This window comes from Amycolatopsis bartoniae (assembly GCF_014191255.1).
In the GTDB taxonomy this organism is placed as follows: Bacteria; Actinomycetota; Actinomycetes; order Mycobacteriales; family Pseudonocardiaceae; genus Amycolatopsis_E; species Amycolatopsis_E bartoniae.
Genome location: NZ_JACHWH010000008.1, coordinates 1 through 23603 on the forward strand (window position 1 = coordinate 1; position 23603 = coordinate 23603).

General features: G+C 71.8%; 22 protein-coding genes. 7 read left to right on the forward strand and 15 right to left on the reverse strand.

Features of this window, described 5'->3' with window-relative positions:
- The 8 genes from FHX82_RS28405 to FHX82_RS28440 all read right to left on the reverse strand — a co-directional run.
- Positions 1-462: histidine phosphatase family protein (locus FHX82_RS28405; RefSeq protein WP_183176888.1), on the reverse strand; the 462-nt coding region annotated here is incomplete at its 3' end.
- A 41-nt stretch (positions 463-503) separates the two neighbouring features.
- Positions 504-674 (reverse strand): hypothetical protein, encoded by a 171-nt coding sequence (locus tag FHX82_RS28410; protein ID WP_183176889.1) that lies wholly within the window; start codon positions 672-674, stop codon positions 504-506.
- Positions 675-748: 74 nt separating this feature from the next.
- Positions 749-1657 (reverse strand): DUF5753 domain-containing protein, encoded by a 909-nt coding sequence (locus tag FHX82_RS28415; RefSeq protein ID WP_145932621.1) that lies wholly within the window; start codon positions 1655-1657, stop codon positions 749-751.
- A 93-nt stretch (positions 1658-1750) separates the two neighbouring features.
- Positions 1751-3133, reverse strand: coding sequence for a phosphatidylinositol-specific phospholipase C domain-containing protein (locus FHX82_RS28420; RefSeq protein WP_145932620.1), 1383 nt, complete (start codon positions 3131-3133; stop codon positions 1751-1753).
- 53 nt (positions 3134-3186) lie between these two features.
- Positions 3187-3843 (reverse strand): alpha/beta fold hydrolase, encoded by a 657-nt coding sequence (locus tag FHX82_RS28425; RefSeq protein ID WP_145932619.1) that lies wholly within the window; start codon positions 3841-3843, stop codon positions 3187-3189.
- Positions 3844-3985: 142 nt separating this feature from the next.
- Positions 3986-5299, reverse strand: coding sequence for an MFS transporter (locus FHX82_RS28430; RefSeq protein WP_145932618.1), 1314 nt, complete (start codon positions 5297-5299; stop codon positions 3986-3988).
- Positions 5300-5344: 45 nt separating this feature from the next.
- Entirely contained in the window at positions 5345-6448 is a 1104-nt protein-coding gene (gene menC, locus FHX82_RS28435) for an o-succinylbenzoate synthase (protein WP_145932617.1), read from the reverse strand.
- Between the two features lie 70 nt (positions 6449-6518).
- Entirely contained in the window at positions 6519-7904 is a 1386-nt protein-coding gene (locus tag FHX82_RS28440) for an MFS transporter (protein WP_145932616.1), read from the reverse strand.
- A 198-nt stretch (positions 7905-8102) separates the two neighbouring features.
- Here FHX82_RS28440 and FHX82_RS28445 point away from each other — a divergent pair, with 198 nt between their 5' ends.
- Together FHX82_RS28445 and FHX82_RS28450 are read left to right on the forward strand one after the other, a co-directional pair.
- Positions 8103-9719, forward strand: a complete 1617-nt coding sequence (locus FHX82_RS28445; RefSeq protein WP_145932615.1) for a gamma-glutamyltransferase family protein — start codon at positions 8103-8105, stop codon at positions 9717-9719.
- A 10-nt stretch (positions 9720-9729) separates the two neighbouring features.
- Positions 9730-11250 carry an amidase family protein gene (locus FHX82_RS28450; protein ID WP_145932614.1) on the forward strand — a complete coding sequence of 507 codons (1521 nt, stop codon included), beginning with the start codon at positions 9730-9732 and terminating at the stop codon, positions 11248-11250.
- Here the strand turns inward: FHX82_RS28450 and asnB are convergent.
- Genes asnB through FHX82_RS28475 form a run of 5 tightly spaced genes read right to left on the reverse strand, consistent with a single transcriptional unit; the run spans position 11220 to position 17316 of the window.
- On the reverse strand, positions 11220-13064 hold the full coding sequence (gene asnB / locus FHX82_RS28455) for an asparagine synthase (glutamine-hydrolyzing) (RefSeq protein ID WP_145932613.1): 1845 nt from the start codon (positions 13062-13064) through the stop codon (positions 11220-11222). The two genes, FHX82_RS28450 and asnB, sit on opposite strands and share 31 nt — an antisense overlap.
- 18 nt (positions 13065-13082) lie before the next feature.
- The gene (locus FHX82_RS37875; protein WP_145932612.1) at positions 13083-14246 is read right to left on the reverse strand and encodes a phthiocerol/phthiodiolone dimycocerosyl transferase family protein; all 1164 of its coding nucleotides are present in this window, start codon (positions 14244-14246) and stop codon (positions 13083-13085) included.
- Between the two features lie 33 nt (positions 14247-14279).
- The gene (locus tag FHX82_RS28465; protein WP_229881380.1) at positions 14280-15113 is read right to left on the reverse strand and encodes an HpcH/HpaI aldolase/citrate lyase family protein; all 834 of its coding nucleotides are present in this window, start codon (positions 15111-15113) and stop codon (positions 14280-14282) included.
- 59 nt (positions 15114-15172) lie between these two features.
- Entirely contained in the window at positions 15173-15931 is a 759-nt protein-coding gene (locus FHX82_RS28470) for a three-helix bundle dimerization domain-containing protein (RefSeq protein ID WP_145932611.1), read from the reverse strand.
- Positions 15932-15981: 50 nt separating this feature from the next.
- Positions 15982-17316: an NAD(P)/FAD-dependent oxidoreductase gene (locus tag FHX82_RS28475; RefSeq protein ID WP_145932610.1), complete on the reverse strand. Its 1335-nt coding sequence runs from the start codon at positions 17314-17316 to the stop codon at positions 15982-15984.
- A 105-nt stretch (positions 17317-17421) separates the two neighbouring features.
- Between FHX82_RS28475 and FHX82_RS28480 the strand changes: the two genes are divergently transcribed.
- Positions 17422-19062: a hypothetical protein gene (locus FHX82_RS28480; protein ID WP_145932609.1), complete on the forward strand. Its 1641-nt coding sequence runs from the start codon at positions 17422-17424 to the stop codon at positions 19060-19062.
- Between the two features lies 1 nt (position 19063).
- On the opposite strand, the gene FHX82_RS28485 is transcribed toward FHX82_RS28480, so the two are convergent.
- Both FHX82_RS28485 and FHX82_RS28490 read right to left on the reverse strand, forming a co-directional pair.
- Positions 19064-19204 carry a glycosyltransferase family 4 protein gene (locus FHX82_RS28485; protein WP_145932608.1) on the reverse strand — a complete coding sequence of 47 codons (141 nt, stop codon included), beginning with the start codon at positions 19202-19204 and terminating at the stop codon, positions 19064-19066.
- Between the two features lie 20 nt (positions 19205-19224).
- The gene (locus FHX82_RS28490) at positions 19225-20148 is read right to left on the reverse strand and encodes a LysR family transcriptional regulator (RefSeq protein ID WP_145932607.1); all 924 of its coding nucleotides are present in this window, start codon (positions 20146-20148) and stop codon (positions 19225-19227) included.
- A gap of 118 nt (positions 20149-20266) precedes the next feature.
- Here FHX82_RS28490 and FHX82_RS28495 point away from each other — a divergent pair, with 118 nt between their 5' ends.
- The 4 genes from FHX82_RS28495 to FHX82_RS28510 all read left to right on the forward strand — a co-directional run bounded on the left by FHX82_RS28495 (position 20267) and on the right by FHX82_RS28510 (position 23602).
- Complete coding sequence (locus tag FHX82_RS28495; RefSeq protein ID WP_145932606.1) at positions 20267-21010, forward strand: SDR family oxidoreductase; 744 nt, start codon at positions 20267-20269, stop codon at positions 21008-21010.
- Between the two features lie 96 nt (positions 21011-21106).
- Positions 21107-21397 carry a DUF6403 family protein gene (locus tag FHX82_RS28500; protein WP_145932709.1) on the forward strand — a complete coding sequence of 97 codons (291 nt, stop codon included), beginning with the start codon at positions 21107-21109 and terminating at the stop codon, positions 21395-21397.
- Positions 21390-22733, forward strand: a complete 1344-nt coding sequence (locus tag FHX82_RS28505; protein ID WP_145932605.1) for a hypothetical protein — start codon at positions 21390-21392, stop codon at positions 22731-22733. The genes FHX82_RS28500 and FHX82_RS28505 overlap by 8 nt, the downstream gene beginning before the upstream one ends.
- Positions 22730-23602 carry a hypothetical protein gene (locus tag FHX82_RS28510; RefSeq protein WP_145932604.1) on the forward strand — a complete coding sequence of 291 codons (873 nt, stop codon included), beginning with the start codon at positions 22730-22732 and terminating at the stop codon, positions 23600-23602. Before FHX82_RS28505 ends, FHX82_RS28510 begins: the two co-directional genes overlap by 4 nt.
- Position 23603: the final 1 nt, after the last annotated feature.

Consider the following 23603-nt stretch of genomic DNA (forward strand, 5'->3'; position numbering starts at 1 on the left):
CGCAGGCGCAGCAACCACATCCGCCCACGACTCGCCGCCCGGCGGCCGGTAGTAGAACTTCCCGTGCCGCTGCTTGCGGCGCAGCTCGTCGGGCCAGCGCTCACGCACGCCCTTGGTGGTCAGCAGGTCGAGCACGCCGAGCTCGCGGTCGCGCAACCGCTCGTCGATGGTCACCTGCTCCGGCACCCGCGCGCCCTGGCGCGCGGCCGCGGCAAGCGCTATCCGGGCGGTCTCCGCGGACCGCACGTACGGCGACGCCACGACGACGTCGACCGGATGCCGCACGAGCCAGTCGCCCGCCGCCTCGGCCTGCTGCGCACCCAGCTCCGTCAGCGGCACGTCCGCGTCGCGCTCGGCGATGTCGATCACCTCGCGACCGTCGGACTCCGCCTCCTCCCGCGCCACGTTGCCGGTGCTCTGGCCGTGGCGGAGCAGTCCCACCCATTCCATCCGCGTGCTCACGAACGGGGGACTACCCACCGGGCGGAGATCGTAAAAACGCGCTACCCGCGCTGGTCCTCCGCCGACTCGGCGGACTGCGCCGCCCGCCCGGCCTCCACCACCGTCCAGTTGCCGAGCCCCCCGGCGAACTGGTCGGCGTAGCGCTCCGCGGCCGCCTGCGTCGGAAACCGGATCTCCTGCGGACGCGACCGGTGCATGATCTTGTAAGCCATCCGAACCCCTCCCCTGCGCGACTCTCTCCCTCGCAGCCACCCTAGAACAGGCGTTCGAGCGCGGCAACCCGGCCTCAGGCGAAGTCCCTGCCGACCCGCCGCAGGAAATCCCGCGTCCCCCGCGGGGACAGGGCGGCCTCGCTCGCCCTCGCCCACTGGTCCTCGTAGTGCCGCACGTCGTCCTGCCAGCAGATCTCCTCACCCGTCCTGGTGAAGACGTAGTCGAGGTGCCCCGGCAGCCCGCCGGTCACCCCCGGCAACGCGAGCCGCAGCAACGCGAACCGCTCCAGGATGCCCTTGTGCGAGATCCCGGCCCGGCCGGCACCGGCGGAGAACGGCACCACCTGCACCGTGACGTGCGGGTGCTCGGACAGCTCCAGCAGGAACTCGATCTGCTGCCGCATCACCGCCTCGTCGCCCTGCACCCGGCGCAGCGCCGACTCGCTGAGCACCGTGGCCACGGCCGGTGGCTCGTCGCGGAAGAACACGTTCTGCTGCCGCGCCAGCGTCGCCTGCACGGTGAACTCCTCGTCGGAGCTGGGCCCCTCGACCGCGCGGGGGAACTCGGCCCGCACGTAGGACTCGGAGTGCAGCAGCTCGGGTATCCGCTCGTTGGCGACGTAGCGGATCGACTGCGCGTCCTCCTCCAGGTCGATGAGGCGGCGGTAGGACTCGGAGTAGATCGAGCGGTACCCCTGCCAGCGGCCGCGCTGCGAAAGCCCGGTGTTGAGCAGGCTCGCCAGCTCCCAGTACTCGCCCTCCACGGCGTCGTACACCGCGAGCAGCTCGTACAGGTCCTCCTGCCTGATCCCGGCGTCCGCGCTCTCCAGGCGCGCCAGCTTGTTCTGCACGCTGCCGGCACTGGCCTTCGGCCACACCGCGTGCCCGGCCTCGTGCTGCGTCAGCCGCCGTCGCTCGCGCAGGTACCGCAGCAATGCGGCCAGCTGCAGCTTGCGGCCGGTCGGGGTGCGGGCCACGTCCACGTTTCTCCACCTCTCGCGAGGGGGCGTCATCGCATCCTCGCTCAAAGCGGCGCGGGAATCAAGCCGTGCCAGCATACTCCACTGTGGACAGTGCTACTGGACCGCCTGCGCGGTCAGCGACTGGTACCAGGAGTCCCAGGGGTGGTTGGTCGCCGGGTAGTTCACCAGCGGGTCGGTGGCGAGACCGGCGGAGTCGAAGTCCCAGCCGCGGACGACGTGACCCGCCTTGCGGGCCGCGACGAGGAACGACGAGTCCGTGGCCGCGGCGGCGTAGAAGACCGCGCCCTGCTGGAGTTCCGCGCTGTCGCCGTCCTGGTACTCGTCGAACGCCGTCTGCGGGTACTGGATCCGCGCGCCGGTGACCTTCGGCGTGGAGTAGCGCAGCGTCTGGGCCGGCGTGGCGCCGTCCGCACCGGTCCAGACCAGTACGCCGCCACTCGTCGTCTTGTCGTAGCGGCTGTCGGAGGTCTTCGCGTTGCCGCTCCAGGAAACCGTCGAGCCGCCGACCGTGCCCGTCCACTGCCAGTTCTGGCTGTTGCTCTGGCTCTGGTGGACCTCCCGGACGGTGTTCGCCCCGGTGAACGCAACGGTCGGCGAAACCCCGTTGTCGTACTGGGTGCTCGCGCCCCAGGTGACCTCGCCGTCCGCGCCGAGCTGTCCGACGTGGGACCAGAGCGTGGTGTTGCTCTGCGACTGGTGCACCTCGACGAGCTGACCGTTGTCGTTCAGCGCGATCGCGGGTGTCTTGCCGCTGTCGTACCTGCCGTGCCGCAGCCAGGTGATCCGCCCGTCGGCGCCATAGGTGCCGGTCCAGTACCAGAGCGCGCCGCCGCCGGAGTCATGCACCTCGACGACCTGGCCCTTGCTGTTCACGGCGATCGCCGGGCTCGACCCGGTGTCGCGGCGGTACGCGGCGCGCGTGGTTCCGTTGCCCGACAACAGGGGCAGCACGCGGCCGCGGAGCGAGTCGACGGACGGCATGTTCGCCGGGTACTGCGCGGCGGTCGCGAGGCTGCTGCCGAACACGTCGGTCAGCTCCTGGTCGAGCGCGGCGAGGTTGCCCGCCGCGTACGAGGTGTTGTCGGTGAGGTCGTCCTTGAGGTCGAGCATGACGACGATCGGCGCGTGCGAGGGGTGTGCGTCGGACCAGGTGTCGACCACGCGCAGCCAGTCCCGCAGCGCGTTCGAGGCCGGGTTTCCGTTGTGGTCCACGAGGTTCCCGGGCGAGTCGTGGCCGACGGCGTAGTCGTGCAGCGTGCCGTAGTCGTTGTCGTGGATGTCGAACTCGACGAAGCGGACGCCGTTGTCGAGCTGGTAGGTGATCGAACCCTTGGCGCCGTCGACGTTGCCGGAGTAGCTGTTGTGCGTCGCCTTGAACAGCGCCGAGGCGAACGGGACGTCGGCCGTGGCGGCGGGCGCCGCCACCACGGAGACACCCAGCACGGCGGCGGCCAGTGCGGTCTTGAGTCGGCTCACCCCGGCAGGGTGCCAGCGGAAAGCGCTTTCAGGAAAGCCCTTTCAGCCGGAGTTCAGGCCTGCGCCAGCAGGATTTCCACGAGCTGCCCCGGCGCGGTCACCATCGCGTCGTGGCCGGTGCGCAGTTCCGTGCTGGGCCAGCCGAACTCGGCCACCCACTGCGCGAACGGCAGGCGCTTGTTGGGCAGGCACAGCACAGCGTGGCACGGCACGTTCTCGACGGCGCCGGTGAGGCGGGTCGGCTCACTGAACGTGCGGCGCGGCTGCGGCTGGAGGTTCGCCTCCAGCCACGCGACGTCGGCGGGTTCGGTGACGGCCACCGTGGCCGCCGGCGGCGGGGCGATCATGCCGTCGGTGGTCAGCGAGTCGACCCACTGGACGAACCACTCGGGCGCCCGGCTGTCCATCGAGTCCCCGTCGCGGCCGTACCAGGCGTCGACGAGCACCAGCCGCGCGACGCGTTCGGGCAGCCGGTCGGCCGCCTCGCGTACGACGAAGCCGGAGTAGCTGTGCCCGACGAGCACGACGTCGTCGAGGTCCGCGAGCAGCGCGGCGACCTCGTCGACGTGCGTGCGCAGGCCGATTCCGGGGTCGCCGGTGCTCAGCGTGGGGGTGAACACGCGGTGCCCGCGCTCCCGCAACGGCCCGGCGACCCGCTCCCAGCACCAGCCGCCGTGCCACGCTCCGTGCACCAGCACGTAGTCCGCCATCGTCCCCTCCCCCGAATGAATGTACGTAGCCTAACCTGCGAGCCGGTGCAGGTGGCGGAACCTGAGGTGGCCTCTCGCTCCGGGATCCCCTCCTCATGACCGCCAGGTCACCACGTCGGGGCTGTCCTCGCGAGAGGCCACCTCAGAACCCGCGGCGGTGCCAGTTGACGGCCCGCGGCAAGCGGCTCCGCCGCTCTGAAGAAAGGCCTAACGCGACCAGCGCCCCCGCTCCCGCGGCGATCGCGTCCCCGAACAGGGCCGCCCGGTAGCCGCCGCCGGTGGCGACCACCGTCAGCACCGCGAGGCCCAGTGCGGCGCCGACCTGCCGGGTCGTGTTGACCAGGCCCGCCGCCAGGCCCGCTTCCGCGCCCGTGGTGGCCGCGCCCGTCGCGGCGACGAACGCGACGCCGATGCCCGCCGCCGTCGTGACCATCGGCACCAGCACGTGCGGCACGTAGCTCGCACCCGGCGTGACCAGCGCGAACAGCGCCGCGCCCGCGCCGGTCAGCAGGAGGCCCAGCACCAGCACCGGACCCACCCGCACGAACCGGCCCGCGAGCCGCGAGCACAGCACCAGCGTCACCGCCATCGGCACGAACGCGAAACCCGCCTCGGCCGGGCCGTACCCCAGGACCCGTTGCAGCTGCAGCGTCACGAAGTACCACGTGGACACCATCGTGCAGCCCAGCAGCAGCACCACGAGGTTGGCCAGCACGAGCCGCCCGTCGCGGAACACCCGCAGCGGCAGGACGGGCGCCGCCGAGCGGTGTTCGACGAGCACGAAACCCAGCAGCAGCACGGATCCCACGCCCAGCACCCGGAAATCGTGGTGCACCGTCCCGTACACGAGCGCCATCAACCCGGCCGACGCCGTCACCGCGCCGGGGACGTCGAGCGCCCGGACGCGGCGCGCCTCGCCGGGCAGGACCCGCCGCGCCGCGACGAGCGCCAGCAGCCCCGCGGGAACGTTCACCAGGAACACCCACTGCCACCCGGCGAACTGGGTCAGCAGCCCACCGGTCACGAGGCCGAGCGCGGCCCCGCAGCTACTGGCCGCCGCCCACGCCCCCAGCGCCCGGGCGCGCTCACGCGGGCCGGAAAAGGCCGACGTCAGCACGGCCAGCGTCGCCGGCGCCACGATCGCGTCCCCGAGCCCCTGCAGTGCCCGGGCCGCCACGAGCGTGCCCGCGTCCGGAGCCAGCCCGGCCAGCAACGACGAACCCGCGAACACCGCGAACCCCACCGTCAGCACCGTCCGCGCCGGCCACACGTCCACCGCCCGGCCGCCGAGCAAGAGGAACCCGGCGAGGACGATCGTGTACGCGTTGAGCACCCACTGCAGCCCGGTCGCCGAGAACGCCAGGTCCGCCCCGATCGCCGGAAGCGCGATGTTCACCACCGACACGTCGAGCGCGATCATCAGCTGGCTGAGGCAGCAGAAGGCCAGCACGCGCACGGCTCGAACGTAACGCGGGCGGGAAAGCCCTTGCCACCCCCCGAATTACGCCGCTATCCACGCGGTGGTGTCGATGATCCGCTTGAGCACCTCCCGCCGGGGGGCGACACCGAAACCGGGCCCCGTCGGCACTTTCAGGTGCCCGTCCTCCAGCAGGAACGGTTCGGTGAGGTCCTGCTCGAAGTACCGGTCGGACGCCGAGTTGTCTCCGGGCATGAACCCGGGCAACGCCGCGAGCGCGACGTTCCCCGCCCGCCCGAGCCCGGTCTCCGCCATGCCGCCGCACCACACCGCGATCCCGTTCGCCCGGCACAGGTCGTGGATTCGTCGGCCTTCCAGATAACCGCCGACTCTGCCCGGCTTGATGTTGACAATCCGACATGCCTTCAATCCGACAGCATCCGCCGCAGACTCGGCGGAAAGGATCGTCTCGTCGAGGGCGATCGGGGTGCGGACGAGACGGGCCAGCTCGGCGTGCTGACGCATCTGCTCCTCGCCGAGCGGCTGTTCGAGCAGCTGCAACCCGAACTCGTCGAGCCGCGCGAGGTGCTCGGCGTCGGCGAGCGTGTAGGCGCAGTTGGCGTCCACCTGCAACGGCAGGTCGTCGCCGAACTCGGCGCGCAGCGCCCGCACCGGCTCCACGTCCCAGCCCGGTGCGATCTTGATCTTGATCCGCCGGTAGCCCTCGTTGAGGAACCCGGCCACCACGTCGACGAGCTCCCCCACGGACTGCCGGATGCCGATGGACACCCCCGCGGGCACGCGGTCGCGCGTGGCGCCGAGGTAGTCGGCGAACGACACGCCCCAGCTGCGCAGCTGCGCGTCCAGGACGGCGGCCTCGATCGCGGCCTTCGCCATCCGGTGCCCGCGGATCGGGTGCAGCACCTCGGCCACCGTCTCCGCCGTGACCTCCCCGCGCTCCAGCAACCTGGGCGCCAGGAACCGTTCGAGCACCGTCGCCGCCGCGTCCGCGTATTCCGAGGAATACAACGGATCCGTGGGCGCGACGCATTCGCCCCAGCCGTCGGCGTCCGGGGTCACCGCGCGCACCAGCACCAGGTCCCGCCGGGCCAGGCTGCCGAACGACGTCCGGATCGGGTCGCGCAGGGAGATCGAGGCGCGGACGATTTCGATGCCGTCGAGCTTCACGCTGATTCACCTCTCGATGCCAGGGTAGGAGCCGGAAGCGCGCCCGCGAGGCGGAGTTCTTTCCACCGCCTCAAGCGGAAACCTCCTCCAGCACCCGGCCCCGGCTCTCCGGGCCGAAAGCCAGCACCAGCAACGCGCCGACCGCGAAGCAGCACGCGAACGCGAGGAACGTGCCCGTGTACCCCCACGCGACCAGCACAACGGGCACCAGCAGCGGCCCGGTGATGGCGGAGATCCGGCCCGCCGTGGACGCCGTGCCCATCCCGGTGCCGCGCGTGCGGGTCGGGAACAGCTCGGGCGTGTAGGCGTACAGCGAGGTCGCCACGCCGGTCAGCGCGAACTGCATCACCGCGCCCGCGACGACCACCAGCGTGAACGTGGCCGCGTGACCGTAGGCGAAGGCACCGGCCGCGACGAGCACGAGCGCGCCGCTGAGCACCGCCTTGCGGCCGACGCGATCCATCAGCCAGCCGGTGAGCCAGGCCGCGGGCAGGCCCGCCGCCGAGATCAGCAGTCCGACGAGGATCGACTTGGACACGCTCATCCCCCGGTCCACCAGCAGTTTCCCGACCCACGTCGTGATGCCGTAGAAGGCCAGCATGATCACGAGCCACATCGCCCACGCCAGCAGCGTCCGGCCCGCGTAGCCGGGGGCGAACAGCTCGCGCAGCACGTTGCGGGACGGCTCGCGATCCGGCGCCGGGGCCACCGAAACCGGTTCCGGCAACGGTTTCCCGTACTCCTGCTCGGTCCGGCGCTCGATCTCGCTCAGCACCGCGTCCGCCTCACCCGGACGGCCGTGTGCCGCGTACCACCGCGGCGACTCCGGCACCCGCCGCCGCGCGATGAGGGCGAACAGTGCGGTGAAGAACATCACGACGAACATCGCACGCCAGCCGAAGACCGTGCCCCCCACGGCCACGACGAGCAGCGAAAGGGCGTTGAACGCCACCAGTCCCGCCGCGCCGGCGACCTGCACCCAGCCCGTGAGCCGTGCCCGCCGTCCGGCCGGCATGAACTCCGCGAGCAGCGCGAACGCGACGGGCAGCTCGGCGCCGAGGCCGATGCCGGTGACGATGCGGAACACGAGGAACGACTGCAGGTCCCAGGCGAACGCCGTGAGCAGGCTCGCCGTGCCCCACAACAACATGCTGTTGACCAGCACGAGCCTGCGGCCGAACCGGTCGGCGATCAGCCCGGCGCACGTGGCCCCCACGCCCATCCCGATGAAGCTCGCGCTCGCCGCCCAGGCCGCGGCGCCCTTGCTCAGCCCGAGGTCGGCGCTGATCGGCGCGAGCAGGAACGACAGCATGTTCAGGTCGACGCCGTCGATCATGAAGCAGGTGGCCAGGATGGCGGCGAGCCGTTTCCGGTATCCGGTGAACGGCAGCCGCTCGAAGCGGGCCGCGAGCGCGGCCGACGTGCCCGCTTCATGCTGGGGATCCAACACACTCACCGCTCGAGTCCTTTCGCAGGAGAACACGCGGGAAAAAGGGCCGTGCCGACGGGAGTTAGTGAGGTGTTTCGGGGACGATAGCACCCCGCGCCGATATGTTCCAGCAGGTGAAACAGTCGTATTGACTCGTTCCGAAAAGGCACTTAGTGTTCATCGACGTCGTCCTGCCACCCCTTAACGCACGAGCGAGGAGCTGGAATGGACCGGATCGCGAGCGGTGTCGTCGTCTCCCCGGAGCCGCGGGCCGCCGAGATCGGGGCGGACGTGCTGCGCCGCGGCGGCAACGCCTTCGACGCGGCGGTGGCCACGGCGTTCGCCCAGACCGTGTTCAGCCCCTTCATGTGCGGCCTCGGCGGCTGGGGCCTCGCGACGACGTTCTCCGCGAAAACCGGTGCCAGCGAACACTTCGGCTTTCCCGCGCGGGTCGGTTCGCTGATGCGGCCCGATCTGTGGGCGAACGACATCACCGGCTACACCGACATGTGGCACGTCGCGCTCGTCGAAGGCCATCCGAACCTCGTGGGCTACGGGGCGATCATGACGCCCGGCACGGTCGCCGGGCTCGGCGAGCTGCACCGCGCGCACGGTTCGCTGCCGTGGGCGGAACTGATCGAGCCGAGCGCCGTCGCGAGCGAGGAAGGTTTCCCGATCAGCGAACAGGTCGCGAGCGTCTCGCGCAGTTTCGTCTTTCCCGGGATGCCTTCCGTCGAGGACCACTACTGCTGGTCGCCGCCGGCGAAACAGTTGTGGACCGGTCCGGACGGGAAACTCAAGCAGGCGGGCGAGCCGTTCCGCAATCCCGACCACGCGAAAACCCTGCGGCAGCTGGCCGAACGCGGCGCCGAGGACTTCTACACCGGCGAGCTGGCGGAGGTGATCGCGGAGGACTTCGGACGTAACGGCGCCTTCGTCACCGCGGGCGACCTCAAGGACTACCAGGTGGACGTCGGGCGCCCGCTCGCCGGTTCCTACCGCGGCCACGGGCTGGAATCCGCCGCGCTGCCCAACGGCGGGCTGCTCGTCCTGCACATCCTCAAGGTGCTGGAGCGGTTCGAGCTGGGACGGCTGGAGCACAACGGGCCCGAGCACGCGTTCCTGGTCGGTGGTGCGCTGGCGTGGGCCGGGGTGATCCGCTTCCGCCACCTCGCCGACCCGCGGCACCAGGACGTGCCGGTGGACTGGCTGCTGTCCGACGAGTACACCGACGAGATCGCCGGGCACCTGAACCGCCGCGAGCTGCCGGACCTCGACGTGTTGCACGAGCCCGGCGGCACCACGCACCTGTCGGTCACCGACGCCGAGGGCAACTGCGTCTCGCTGACCCACACGCTGACCATTCCGTCCGGAGTGGTCATTCCCGGTACGGGGTTCACCTGGAACGGCTGCGCGTGCCTGATGGACCCCGAGCCGGGCCGCGTGAACTCGTTGGTACCAGGGCGTTCCCGGGCGAACGCGGCCGCACCGACGATCGTGTTCCGCGACGGCAAGCCGGTGCTGGTGGCCGGTTCTCCCGGCGGTTACTCGATTCCCAGCGCGGTCACGCAGGCGCTGAGCAACGTTCTCGACTTCGGCATGTCGCCGGCGGAGGCCGTGTCCGCGCCCCGGCTGCACTCCGAGGGCAGGCCGGTGTTCGCCGAGGGCCGGTTCTCGCAGCGCACGATCACCGCGCTGCGCGACCGCGGCATGCCGATCGTGCAGAAACCGGCGAACTACCTCGCGTCCTTCGGCCGGGTCCAGCTGATCGCCCTCGAAGACGGCAGGCCGACCGGCGCCGCAGACCCCCGCAACGACGGCGGAATCGCCTGCTACGCCTGAGAGGAGCGACATGCGCCCACCCGGGCCGGACGAGGTGGTCCGGTACGCGAACCGCCTGCGGGTGCGGGTTGCCTGTGACGAGGTGGCCGCCTACCGGGAGGCCGTGACGGCCCACCTCGCGCTGTTCGACCGGCTCGGCGAGTTCCCGCGGACCACGACCGCCCTGCGCCACCCCGCCCGGTCGCCCGGCGAACGGTCCACATCGGACCCGTTCGGAGCGATCGCACGCTGGTGCGAGGTCGCGGGCGACCCCGGTGGTCCGCTCTCCGGAATGACGTTGGGGGTCAAGGACTCCATCGCCGTCGCCGGAGTTCCGGTGACCGACGGCAGCGACCGGCTCCCGTGCCCGGTGCCGCTGGAGGACGCCGTCGTGGTGGAGCGCGCGCTCGCGGCGGGCGCGCACCTCGTCGCCAAGACGAGCCTCGCGGATCTGTCGATGGGCCTCGGTACCGTGAGAAACCCCCACGACACGCGGTTTTCCGCCGGCGGCTCGTCGTCCGGCTCGGCCGCCGCCGTCGCGGGCGGGCTCGTCGACCTCGCGCTCGGCGCCGACCAGGGCGGCAGCATCCGCGTGCCCGCCGCGTGGTGCGGAATCGTCGGGATGAAGCCGACCTTCGGCCTCGTGCCCGCCCACGGGCTCACGCACCTGGAACACAGCCTCGACCACATCGGCCCCATGACGACCACCGTCGCCGACAACGCCCTGCTGCTCCAGGTCATCGCGGGCGGCGACTGGCGCGACCCGGCCACCGATCCCGACCGCACCCCCGAGCACTACCCCGACGCGGCCGGCGAAGGCATCGAGGGGCTGCGCATCGGCGTGGTCGAGGAAGCACTGGCGCACTGCACGCCCGACATGCTGGAGGCGTTCGAGCGCGCACGGCAGGTGCTCGCGGGAGCGGGCGCGAAGCTCGTGCCCGTCTCGGTGCCGTTGTGGCCCGCCGCGTCGGTGGTCGTGCGGGTGCTGACCACGTTCTCGTTCGCCGCGACGGCCGCCACCGGCGGGCACACTCCCGGCGACCTCGCCCGCGTCGACGTCAACGCCGTGGCCACGGCGGGTGTGCACTACGGCGATGGCATGGGGCAACTGCCGTTCGTGCTACGGGCACGCCTGCTCGCGCTGGAACACGTGCGGGAAACCAACCGCGGGGTGCACCTCGCGCACGCCCGCAACCTGCGGCTCGACCTGCGCCGCCAGCTCGACCGGACGCTCGCGGACGTCGACCTGCTGATCACGCCGACCACTCCGGCCGGTCCGGTGCTGCTGGCCCAGGAACCTGCCGCCGACGTCGCGTACAACACGAGCCCGTTCAACCTCAGCGGCCACCCCGCCCTGACCGTGCCCGCCGGGCCGGGCGACTCCGGACTGCCCGCCGGGCTGCAGATCGCCGGGCGCCGGTTCGACGAGCGGACGGTGTACCGCGCCGGGTTCGCGTTCGAGGCGGCGGCCGAGGCCGTGCCGTGGGTCCTCGATCCCGAGGGCGAGGCGGACCTCCTGCCTCAGCCGTCCAGCCGGACCTCGGGGCGGTAGAGGTCGAGCCAGTGGTGCAGGTCGAGGACCTGGTCGAGCCCCGCCCGGGTGCGCCGCGGCACGGTCTCCGGGTCGTACTCGGCGGCGGCGGTCACCCAGCCCGCGTCGACGAGGTCGAACACGGGTAGCCCCGGCTCGGCGAGCAGCTCCTTCGCCTGCTGCTGCAACGCCGCCGCGTACTGAGGGTCCTGTGTGGACGGATACGGATTCTTCTTCCGGTTGGCCACCGACTCGGGCAACACGTGCTTTGTCGCGTGTCGCAACAGGCTCTTTTCCTGTCCGTCGAATGTCTGCAATCCCCAAGGAACATTGTAGACATATTCGACGAGCCGATGGTCGCAGAACGGCACCCGCACCTCCAGCCCGGCGGCCATCGACATGCGGTCCTTGCGGTCGAGCACCATCCGCAGGTACCGCGTCAGGTTGAGGTGCAGCACCGTGCGCATCCGCCGCCGCAAGCCCTCCTCCCCGGGCAGGTGCCCGACGCCCGCGACCGCCGTCGCGTACTGGTCGGCGACGTACTCGGGCAGTTCGAGCGCGTCCAGCACGTCCGGCCGCAGCACCTCGTGCCGGTCCGCGGTCAGCGATCCGGGGAACGCGCGCCACGAAAACTCCTCCGCCCAGCGCGGTGCGTCCTCGTGGTACCAGCGGTAACCGCCGAACACCTCGTCCGCGGACTCCCCGGACAACGCGACGGTGGAGGTCTCCTTGATCGCCTTCGACAGCAAGTACAGCGAGGGGTCGAGGTCGCCGAGCAGCCCCGGCATGTCCCGCGCGGTGATCACCCTCCGGCGCAGCTCCGGATCGGCGAGGTCCCTCGTGTCGAGCAGGATCTCCTCGTGCCGCGGGTGCAGCAGGTCGACGACGTCCCGGATGTAGGGTGCGTCCACGGTGTCCCGCAACGGGTCGGGGCGGAACCGCTCCTCGTGCCCGAGGTAGTTGACCGAAAAGGTGCGCGGCCGTTCCCCTTCCCGCGCAAGGGTTTTCGCGGCCAGCCCGGTGATCGCGCTGGAGTCCAGGCCGCCGGACAGCAGCACGCACCGCGGCACGTCCGCGACCAGCTGCCGCTCCACGATGTCGGTCAGCAGGTCCCGCACGTGCGCGATGGTCTCCTGCCGGTCGTGCTCGTGCTCGCGGGCTTCGAGCCGCCAGTAGGTGCGCGTGCGGATGCCGTCGGCGTCGACGAGGACCAGTGTGCCGGGTTCGACCTCGCGCATTCCGCGCCACAGCGCCCATCCCGGCACGCGGGCGAAGGTGATCAGGTCCCGCAGGCCCGCCGCGTCCACCACGCGCTCGGCGAGCGGGTTGGCCAGTATCGCCTTCGGCTCCGAACCGAACAGCACCCCGTCCGACGTCGGGTAGTAGTAGAACGGCTTTATCCCCATGCGATCCCGCGTCAGCAGCAGCGTCGCGGTGCGCTCGTCCCAGATCGCGAACCCGTACATGCCGTTGAGGCGCGTCACCACGTCCGGGCCCCACTCCAGATAGCCGCGCAGCACCACCTCGGTGTCGCTGCTCGTGGTGAACCGGTGTCCCCGGCCCACCAGTTGTTCGCGCAGCTCGCGGAAGTTGTACGTCTCTCCGATGTAGACGATCACGACCGCGCCGTCCGGGGTCTGCACGGCCATCGGCTGCCGTCCGCCGGCCAGGTCGATGATCGACAGGCGCCGGTGCCCCAGCGCGGCCCGCTCGCCGAGCCAGATCCCGTCGTCGTCCGGCCCGCGGCAGGCCATGGTGCCGCTCATCGCCTCGACGATGTCCCGCTCCGGGCGAAGGTCACGGGCGAACGAGACCCAGCCGGCGATTCCGCACACGTTCGCACTTCCTCCCGCTCAGGCCGTCGCGGCGATGTCGGCGAGCACTTCGGTGATCCGCCGGGTGATTCCTTCGCCCTCCGCCACGGAGAACACCTCGGTGGGGTAGGCCGACATGATCGTCATCCGGCCCTGGAACGTGTAGAAGCCGTGCCACGGGGTGTCCAGCGCGGTACACGGGTAGAGGCGGCTCGTGCCGGTCACCTCCAGGTCCGGCGGGAACTCCATCTCCGGGATCACGGCCATGTTCGTGGTGACCACCGACGACAGCCGCGGGTCGAGGGGCTCGGGCGGGTCCATCGGCGGCCGCATCAACGGCACCTCGTGGGCCTCGATCGCCTTCGTGAGCTGGTCACGGACCTGACGGCCCAGCGGCACCGGATCCTCGTCGCCGCGCACGGTGAGATCGGTCCGGTGCCAGCCGACCAGCCGCGTGGTTTCGAGCTTGCCGACCGGGGCGGTGAGCCGGTGCCGCAGGTTCACGGCCGACATGCACAGCATCGGCCACTCGCCGGGCAGCGGATCCAGGCGCCGGTGGACCAGCAACATGGCGCCGCACAGCAGGCCGTGCACGGTGGTGCCCGCGCGGTGCGCGACCGTCCGCAGGCCCGTCACCACATCCGGATCGAGTATCCGGTCGATCTGGTGGATCGGCTTCACCACGGACGGCGAGGGCCGGTAGTCACAGGGAATGCCGAGCCGTTCGAGCACAGTGGACGGTGGTACGGGCAGCGCGCCGGTTTCCTCCGTGGGAAGCGCGCCCGTGGTGACCAGTCGCGTGTAGCGCGACCACAGCTCGGCGAACAACGCCAGCCAGCTCTGCCCGTCCACGACGAACAGGTAGGTCTGCAGCACGATCGCCCCGCCGGTCGCGTCGGTGACCAGGTTCAGCCGCGCGACCCCGTCGGCCGGGTCCGGCAGCTCCCCGATCTCCTCACGCAGCCGGGCCAGGTCGCCGCGGCGTGCGTGCACCTTCGGCAGGTCGTCGTCCCGCGCTTCGAGGTAGTAGCCGTCACCGTCGTGGCTGATCCGCGCGTTCAGCACCGGATGCCGCACGCACAGCGACTCGTACGCCCGCGCGAGCAGCTTTTCGTCGAGCACGCCCCGGTAGGTGTAGACCTGCGCGGCCTGTTCATGGAGCCACTTCACCTCGATCCGGTCCAGCGGACGCTTGTGGTGCACGCGTGGAACTCCCTTCTGCCAGGGAAAACGCGGTCAGGAGGCGAACTTCAGCAGGCGGCGGGCCCGTTCGAGCATCGGCTTGCCCACCACCTGGCCACGCAGCTGCTGGATCGACCCGTCGGCGGCGGCGTCCAGCACCTCGCGCGCCCACTCCAGCTCGTACTCGCTCGGCGAGAAGATCTGGTTCACCACGGGCACTTGCGACGGGTGCAGGCAGAGCTTGCCGCTGAACCCCATCGACAACGCGTGCCGCGCGTCGTCGGTGATGGCTTCGACACTGCGCAACCGGATGGTCACCCCGTCGATGGGCGGCGGCAGCCGCAGCGCCGCGGACGCCATCACCATGCGTGAGCGCGGGTACGCGAACGCAGTCCGTTCCTCGGGCGCCACGCCGATTTCCGTGCCCAGGTCGGCGTTTCCGAACACCGCGCGCAACACGCCGGGCACGGCGAGCAACGAGTCGACCGCGAGCACCCCGGCCGCGGTCTCGACCAACGGCAGCACCCGCGCGTCGGACGCCAGCCGGGACAGCGCCTCGGCGATCTGGTGCGGCGCGGTCACCTTGGGCAGCATGATCACGACGTCCGGGTGCTCGGCGAGCATCGCGAGATCCTCGTCGTACCACGGGGTGCCGGCCGCGTTCACCCGCACGACCCCGCGCCCGCCACCGGCGAGCCAGGCGTCGATGTGCTCGCGCGCGGCCGGTTTCGACTCCGGCCCCACGGCGTCCTCGATGTCCAGCACGACGACGTCCGCCCCGCTGCCGGCGGCCTTCGCGAACCGGTCGGGACGGTGCCCGGGCACGAAGAGCAGGGAGCGGCTGTGGGCGACGAGCTCGGCGTAGCTGGCCATGGCGGTCCCCTTCACGCGGCGACACCGTCACGTTAGGAGCGCCGCCTCCCCCGCCCAAGGGAGGCGTTTTCGGCTCAGCGGCCGTGCCGGCGGAGGAACTCCTCGGTGCGCCGCACGGCGGCGGCCCGCTCGTCGCCGTTGCGGTCCAGCGCCCGCACCACCGGATCGTCCGGCCCGCGCCGGGCCCGCAACTCGGCCATGCGCTCGTCGAACGACATGTGCGCGCCGTCCGGGCTGGTGGTCATGTCGCAGTACCACAGCGCGTCCCGCACCACGCCGCGCTCGTCCTCGAACTCGGCCAGCTCACCGGAAAGCCCGTTCAGCTCGGCGACGGCCGCCGCTCCCGCGTGGTGCGCGACCAGCGCGCAGACCCGCCGCGGCACGCCGTGGCGCGCGAGGTAGCGGGCCCCGTCGAGCTGGTGGAAGCCGGTGTCCGCGACCTCGGCGGCATACCCGATGTCGTGCAGCCACGCCGACACCACAAGCACCTGGCCCTCGTCCCGCGGCAGCAGCCGGGCGATCTCCGCCGCGCGACCGGCGACGCCCTGGCTGTGCTGCCAGCGGCGCGGCAGCTCGTTTTCGAGCAAGCGCTTGGCCCACGCCGCGGCGTCGGCGACGGCACCGGCCTTGAGCCGCGCCCGGACCAGCCGCTCGACGAGGATCGGCAGGAAGGACGTCACACTGGCGCCGGCGAAGCGCCCGCGCGCGTCCTCCACCCAGCCGTGCAGGAGCTGCGGCGGCACGTCCTGCTCGCGCCGCAGCCGCTCCTCCAGCCGTGCGATCTGCTCGTCGACGAACGACTCGCGCAGCTGTTCCGCCGTCGAACTGCCCATGAACTCAGGTTAAACAGAGATTTCGCTGTCCGCACCGGGTGTGACGATTATCAGGCCGAGGCCCGCGCCCGCTGCTGCTTCTTCTGCTCCTGTTTCCCGCCCTGCTCCGGCTCGCTCCAGTCGATCCGGTACGCGTCCGGACGGTCGACGACGATCTGCGGCCGCCGCCGGGTTCCGTAGTCCCAGAACCAGCTCACGACGGCGCCGATCCGCTCCCGGACGCCCGACATCAGCGCCACGTGCACGCCCAGCCAGGCCAGGAACGCCAGCGGCCCCGCGAAGTGCTGGTGCTTGCTGCCCAGCTCCGCGATCGCCGCGCCGCGGCCGATCATCGCCATGATGCCCTTGTCCCGGTAGACGAACGGCTCGCGCCGCCCGCCACGCAGGTCCGCGAGGATGTTCCGCGCCACCCACTTCCCCGACTGCTGCGCCACCGACCCGAGCTGCGGCAGCTTCTGGCCCTTCGCGTCGGTGATGTTGGCCGAGTCGCCCAGCGCGTACACGCCCTCGAAACCGGGCACCGTCAGCTCCGGGCCCACGTCGATGCGGCCGCCCTTGCCCTGTGGCAGCCCCGAGTCGCCGAGCAGCCCGCGGGCCTTCAGGCCACCGGCCCACACCACGGTCCGCGACGGGATGAACGTGCCGTCCTTCAGCAGCACGCCGTCCTTGCGCACCTCGGTGACGCTCACGCCCAGCTTCAGCTCGACCCCCGCCGCCCGCAGCCGCTCGGCCGCGTACTTGCGGGACTTCTCGCTGAACGGCATCAGGATGTCCGGCAGCATGTCGACCAGGTACACCTTGCCCGAGGCCGCCACCTCCTTCGACAGGTACGCGGGCACGACCTCCCGCATGCTCTCGGCCACCGCGCCCGCCGTCTCGACACCGGTGGCCCCGCCACCGACGATCACCACGTTGAGCGCGCCCTTCTCCACATAGCGGCGATCGCGGTCGGCGGCGTCGAGCGCGCCGAGGAGCCGCGAGCGCAGTCGCGCCGCGTCGTCGAGCGAGTACAGCGGGAAGGCGTGCTCGTCCGCGCCCGGGATGCCGAAGAAGTTGACCTCCGCACCGGTGGCGATCACCAGGATGCGGCCGCGGAACTCCAGCCCGTCGGAGGTGGTGACGGTGCGGGTGCCGGCATCGATCTTCGTCACCTCGGCGGTGGTGACCTTGACGCTGCGGTCGCGGCGGAAGATCGCGCGCAGCGGCCGCGCGACGTCGCGGTTGGCGATCTGGGCGGTGGCGACCTGGTAGATCAGCGGCTGGAACTGGTGGTAGTTGTTCTTGTCGACCAGCAGCACGTCCACGCCGTGCGAGGCGAGTTCCTTCGCGGCGCTCACCCCCGCGAACCCCGCGCCCACGATCACGACCTCGTGCGTCTCCACCATCGTCGCTCCCCTGTCGTCTGACCGGACACGACCCGGCTACCCCCTCCGTCCCGGCTCGACACGTCCCGCCGCGCGTCCGGGGTGCGCTGCGCGCCATACTTTCGCGTGACCGTCGCGCTGGAGCACCGCCGTCCGTGGCCCTGGGCCCTCGTTCCCGTCCTCGCCGCCGCGGCGACGTCGCTGTGGATCGGGCTGAACTTCGACGTGCGCTATGCCTTCGGCGGGCTGCGCGTCGCACCCGAGGGCGTGTACGGCGCGTTCATCCACCGCCCGCTCGCCTACCGGGTGTTCGTCGCGCTGCTGGACCTGCCGACGCGCCTGTTCACCGACCGGACGGGCACGTTCGCGGAGGCCGTGGTCCGGGCCGAGGTGCTCGTCCTGGTCGCGGCCGTCACCGCGCTGGTGTGGTTCGGGCTGCACCGGCGGGAGGTGCGGGGCGCGGGGTTCATCGCGCTGGCGCTGGGCATCGCGCTGGCGCTCGCTCCGAACTGGACCTTCCTCGAACCGGACTGGACGGGTGCGTTGTGGGCGACCGCCGCGTTCGGGGCCGCGTTGCTGCCCAGTCGTTTCGCGGCGCCGCTGGCCGGGCTGTTCGCGGTGCTGTGCGTCGCGACGAAGTTGTCAACCCTGCCGTACGCGGTGATCGCGATCGTGGCGGCCTGCTTGGTGGTCAAGGGGTGGTCGGCCGTGGGGTGGTCGGCCGGGTTCGGCGGGCTTTGGGTCCTGGTGACCTGGCTGTTCCTGCCGACGGAGTGGCAGTGGACGCAGGACATGGCGGGGCTGTTCCCGTACTCGCTGCCCCGGGCGGGGCTGGACCTGGACTGGCGGACGTTCGGCGAGTCGGCCGCGAACCTGCTCGTCGTCTCGCCGATCGTGCTCGCGCTGCCCGCGGCCGCGGTGCGGCGCCCGGTGCCCGCTGCGGGCCGCCCGGTGCCCGCAGGCCCTGACGGCCCGGTGCCCGCGGGCGCGGTTTGGCGGCCGGTGCTCGTTCTGGCCGGTGTCGTGCTGATCGCGGCGGGGGCGCTGGTGCAGGGCGAGGGCTACCTGTACCAGTGGGCGGCGCTGCCCGTCTTCGCCGCGGGAGTGGTCGCGGCGACCCGTTCGGTGGCCGCACTCGTCCCGGCGGCGGTCGGCGGGCTGGCGTCGGCCTTCGTGCTCTACCACCCGGCGGCGTGGCGCAGCGAGCACTTCGCCGCGATCACGGTGGTCTTCCTGGTGATCGCGGCGCTGGGCGTGTTCGCGAACCGGCTGCGCGTGCCGCGGAACTGGGTGCCGTGGGCGGCGATCGCCATGACACTGGCCTTCGGGGCGGCGAACCTGCCGCACGCCGCGTACAGCGTGAACATGGCGCACGCGGCGGAGACGAACACGTCGCTGTTCGGGAAGACGGCGGACCTGCGCACGCGGTTCCTGCAGGCGCGCACGGAGATCGGGCCCGAGACGCCGGTGCTGTACCTGACGTTCGGCGATGTGGACTACCTGCTCGGCAACCCGACCGACTGCCGGTACGCGTCGCCGGTCTGGCTCCAGCGCTCGACGTTCCTGCCGTACGTCCGCGAGCTGGACAGCTACCGTGACAACGTCGGCTGCGTCGAGAACACGCGGGCGTCCTGGCTGGTCCTGGACCACGGGTGGCTCGACCCGGCGAAACTGGAACCAGCGGTGCGAACCCGCCTGACAGCGACCTTCGACTGCACCGCGCCACTGACGGTCACCGACACGATCGAGCTGTGCCCGCGCCGCTGAGCTATTCGTCGTCGCGCAGCCGGGCGCCGCAGCGCGCGCAGGTGACGGCCTCGTCGTCCTCGGCGAAGAGGCCGCATTCGGGACAGACGCGGGCCAGCCAGCAGACCGGATCCCCACCCTCGGTGCGGTGTTCTTCGGCCATGTCCGCAGGATAGAGCAGAGCTAGGCCGAGGCGGGCACGCCGACTGCGCCGACCAGCCGCGGAGCGCCCAGCGACTCCCGCGCCACCCGGCGGAACTCCGCCACCAGGTCGTTGCGCTCACCCTCCCGGGTGGCGACCACCACGCGGGACGGATCGATTCCCTCGACCGGCACCGTGACCAGGTCGTCGCGGAGGAAGAGGCGGCGGTCGCCCGCCGGCAGGAGCACGATCGCCTGGCCTTCCGCGACCGCTTCGAGCTTCTCTTCCAGGCCGTCGATCTGGACGGACGTGACCCGCACCGGGCGGCCGTCCGGGCGGGGTTCCAGGTGCGCGAACGCCTCCCACTCGCTGGTCGCGTTGGGACACGGCACGTGCTTCTCGTCGGCGAGGTCCTCCGGCGTGACCGACGCCCTGCCCGCCAGGCGGTGGAACACGGGCACCACCAGCACCCGCGGCTCCTCGTACAACACGGTCTCCCGCAGCTTGTCCGACGGCGTCGCCAGCGGCGCCCTCGCGACGAGCGCGTCCACCCGGCGCTCCAGCAGCGCCGCGGGCGCAGTGGTCCAGTCCAGGTGCCGGGTGTGGACCTGCGCGTCCGGGTGACGGCGGCGCAGCTCGCGGACGGCGGGCGTGATCACCAGCGCATCGGTGTAACCCACCGTGATGGAGCGCGCCGGGGCGGACGCGCGGGCGACCGACGCGGCCTGGTCGGCCGCGGCCAGCAATGCCCGCGCCTGCGGCAGGAACGCTTCCCCCGCCTCGGTGAGCCGGCTGCCCTGCGGGGTGCGGTCGAACAGCCGGACGCCCAGCTGGTGCTCCAGCCGCTGGATCTGCCTGCTCAGCGACGGCTGCGCGAGGTGCAGCGCCGCGGCGGCCCGCCCGAAGTTCAGGTGCTCCGCGACAACCGTGAAGTACCGCACCAGCCGGAGATCGAAGTCGGGCATGTCCCCAGATTACGCGTCATGCACGGGCGGTATGACGAGGTGCGGAACAGGTCTTGGACGCCTTGGCGCCGTCGAACTTGACTGGAAGTAGTCAAGTACGACGAAAGGATTGTCAACAATGGGCAAGTACGACGGTAGGAATGTCGTCATCACCGGCGGCAGCAGCGGGTTCGGCCTCACCACGGCGGAACGGCTCGTGGCCGGTGGCGCCCGGGTGCTGATCACCGGGCGTACCCAGGAGACCCTCGACGCCGCACGGGCACGACTCGGGGACAACGCGATCGCGGTCCGCAGCGACGCGGCGTCGCTGTCGGACATCGACGAGCTCGCGGACCGGGTGAAGACCGAGTTCGGCACCGTCGACGCGCTGTTCGTGAACGCGGGTGTCAGCGGGTTCGCCCCCTTCGAAGGGACGACCGAGGAGGAGTACGACCGGCTGCTCACGATCAACGCGAAGGGTCCGTACTTCACCGTGCAGAAGCTCGCCCCGCTGCTGAACGAGGGCAGCGGGGTGGTGCTGACCACCTCGGTCGTGAACGTGCTGGGCTACCCGGGCGTGAGCGCGTACGCGGCGAGCAAGGCCGCGCTGCGTTCCATGGCGCGCAGCCTCGCCCGCGAGCTACTGCCGCGGGGCATCCGCGTCAACGCGGTCAGCCCCGGGCCGATCGACACCGGCATCCTGGACAAGCAGCTGCCGAAGGAGGTCGCCGAGCAGACCAAGGCGCACATGCGGGAGAACAACCCGATGCTGCGCTTCGGCAAGCCCGAGGAGATCACGAACGCGGTGCTGTTCCTCGCCTTCGACGCGACCTTCACGACCGGCGCCGAACTGCCCGTGGACGGTGGCGGCACCCAGCTCTGAGGAACCACGCGCACTCCCGCGCCGTCGTAACGGGCCGGAAGGGGAATCCGACTCCTCCCGGGGTTGTCGATCTTGAGGCGGGCGCGTGTGTGGGTGATGTGGGTGGTTTCCGCCGTGGTGCTCGGAGTCGCCGGGTTCGCCGGGGTGCTGCTGCCCCGGCGACGGGCACGCGCCGAGCTCGACCGCACGGCGTGGTCCACGGCACGGGCGGCGGTCGCGATGGCCGAGGTCAGCCGGGACGCGGCCGGTGACGTCGCCGAGGCCGAGCAGCTGCTCGCCCGTGCGGAGCGGATGATCGCCGACGGCGACGGCGCCCGCGCGGCGGAGGCGGCCACCGAGTACGCCCGCCGCGCCGACCGCCTGTGGCGGGAGGCCGCCCGTGACTAGGCGCCGGTGGGAGTGGGTGCGCTGGGGCTGTCTGGCGGCCGCGGTGGTATTCGTCGTGGTGTTCCTCGTCGCGCAGAAGCAGAGCGTCAGCGTCAGCTACGGCCAGGCACCCAAGGCCGAGGACCCGATTCCGGAGGGGTCGGCCGGGGAGCTCAGCGGGGCGACGGTGCCCTCGACCGACGAGATGACCGCACTGGTCCACGCGAACGCGGTGGTGCGGCTGCCCGGGTCGGTCGCGTCCTGGGACGAGCAGCGGGTTCGCGACGCGATCGGCGAAGCGGACCTGCGCATCCTGGTCGCCCCGCCCGGGCTGGACGAGGCCGCCCGCGACCGCGTGAAGGCGGTGGACGACGCGGACCTCGTCGTGCTCGGCACGCAGGTCACGGGCGGCGGCAGCCAGGCGGTGCCCAGCACGTTCGCGGAGTGGCAGGCCCAGTTCGCGACCGGCGACGTCACGGACCTGCTGCTCACGCTGATCGCCAAGAAGTACAACCGGCCTTCGCCGGACGGGGTCGAGGCGGTGCGGTGGCGCCCGCCGAGCGCCGCGGAGCTCGCGCAGGTCACCGGCGCCCTGCGCGGCTCCGGGAAGTACCTCGCGCCCGGCACCACGGTCACCGACATCCCCGCCGGGGCGGCGCAGGCGGCGTTCCCGTCCCCGGCGCTGTACGTGGTCCTGCCGCCGCAACCGTTCGGGCAGCCGTTGCCGCAGTACGGGCCCGCGCTGACCGTGCTGTTCCCCGGCCGCCCGATCGTCGTGGTGTACGGCTCGTGGATCGAGTACGACGGTCCGCAGGCGGCCGACTTCGCCGACGTCGCGGCGGCCGGTTTCTACGGCCAGTTCGGGGACCGGCTCAGCACCTACGCCTACCCGCAGCGCAATGTCCTGGCCGCGTACCTGAACAACGTCGCCGCCGTGCGGTACGCGGGCCTGTTCGACCGGCCGCTGCCGTACGTGCCGTTCGACGCGCTGCGCGTCGCGCTCCCCGTGCTGCCGTGGTTGTTCGCCGCCTGCGCGGCGGTGTTCCTGGTCCTGTCGGCGCGGTCGGCCCGCACGAAGGCGCCCCGGCTCGCCGACGCGGCCACGCACGTCCGGCTGGCCGGGCTGACCGCGCTCGCGATCGAGGTGTCCGGCCTGACCGGCGCGGCGACCGACGCGGCGCTGACCCGCGCGATCACCGCGCTCCAGGCGGCGCGGGACGCGGTGCGGGACCGCCTGCCGGACGACCAGGTCCGGACGTTGCTGGCGGACGCGAGCGGTGAGCTCGACCAGGTGGCGGCGGGCCTTGGCCGGACCGACTACCGTCCGGAGAACTACCTGCGGGGGCGGCTGGCATGAGGGTGTTGCGGTTCTTCACCAGCGTTTTCGGGCTCGCCGTGCTGGGTTGCCTGGTGCTCACGGGCTGGGCGTTGTGGTCCGGCGGGCTCTTCGACGGCCCTGTCGCGCGGGAGGTCCGCGCGTCGTCGCTGTACGTCGCGCCGGGCATCGACGTGGACAAGACGGCGGGCGAGCGGATCCTCGGCAACCGCAGGCTGGTCGTGATCCTGCTGCAACCGGGTTCGGACCTGCGGAAAACGTGCGACGACGTGACGAACGCGGCCGAGGGCAACGTCGTGCTGGTGCTCAGCCCCGGGAAGGACGAGTACGACACCTACGGCTGCGCGCTGCTGCCGGGGCGGGACGACGAGAACTTCGGCAAGGCGTTCGTCGCGGAGTCGGTGATCATCGACGGGATCAACGCGTTCCCGGACCGGCCGCTGGACATGCTGAAGGTGGTGGCCGTCAACTACGACCGCCTGGTGCAGAGCGATCTGGTGCCGGACGGGGCGCGCACGGTGAGCCCGTCGCTGCCCCGGTACCTCGTCGCGGGCGCCGCGGTGGTGGCGGTGCTCGGCGGCGCGGCGGGCATCTACTTCACGGCCCGCCGCGCGGCACGGCTCGCCGCCGAGCGCCAGGAACGCCGCGCCGCGGCGGCCGACGCGCGCAGCGAGCTCAGCGCGAGCGCCGCGGTGCTGGCCCAGCAGCTCATCGACCTCGACGCCCGCTACGCGTCCCTTCCCCGGGAGGACCGCCTGGCGAAGCGGTACCGGGCGCTGGTGGCGGACTACGTCGATCTGCTGGAGGACCCGACTCCCGAGGGCGTGAACGACCTGATCCGCCGCTGCGGCCGCCTGAACCAGGCGCTGGCAGCGTCCGGTTCAGGCTGAC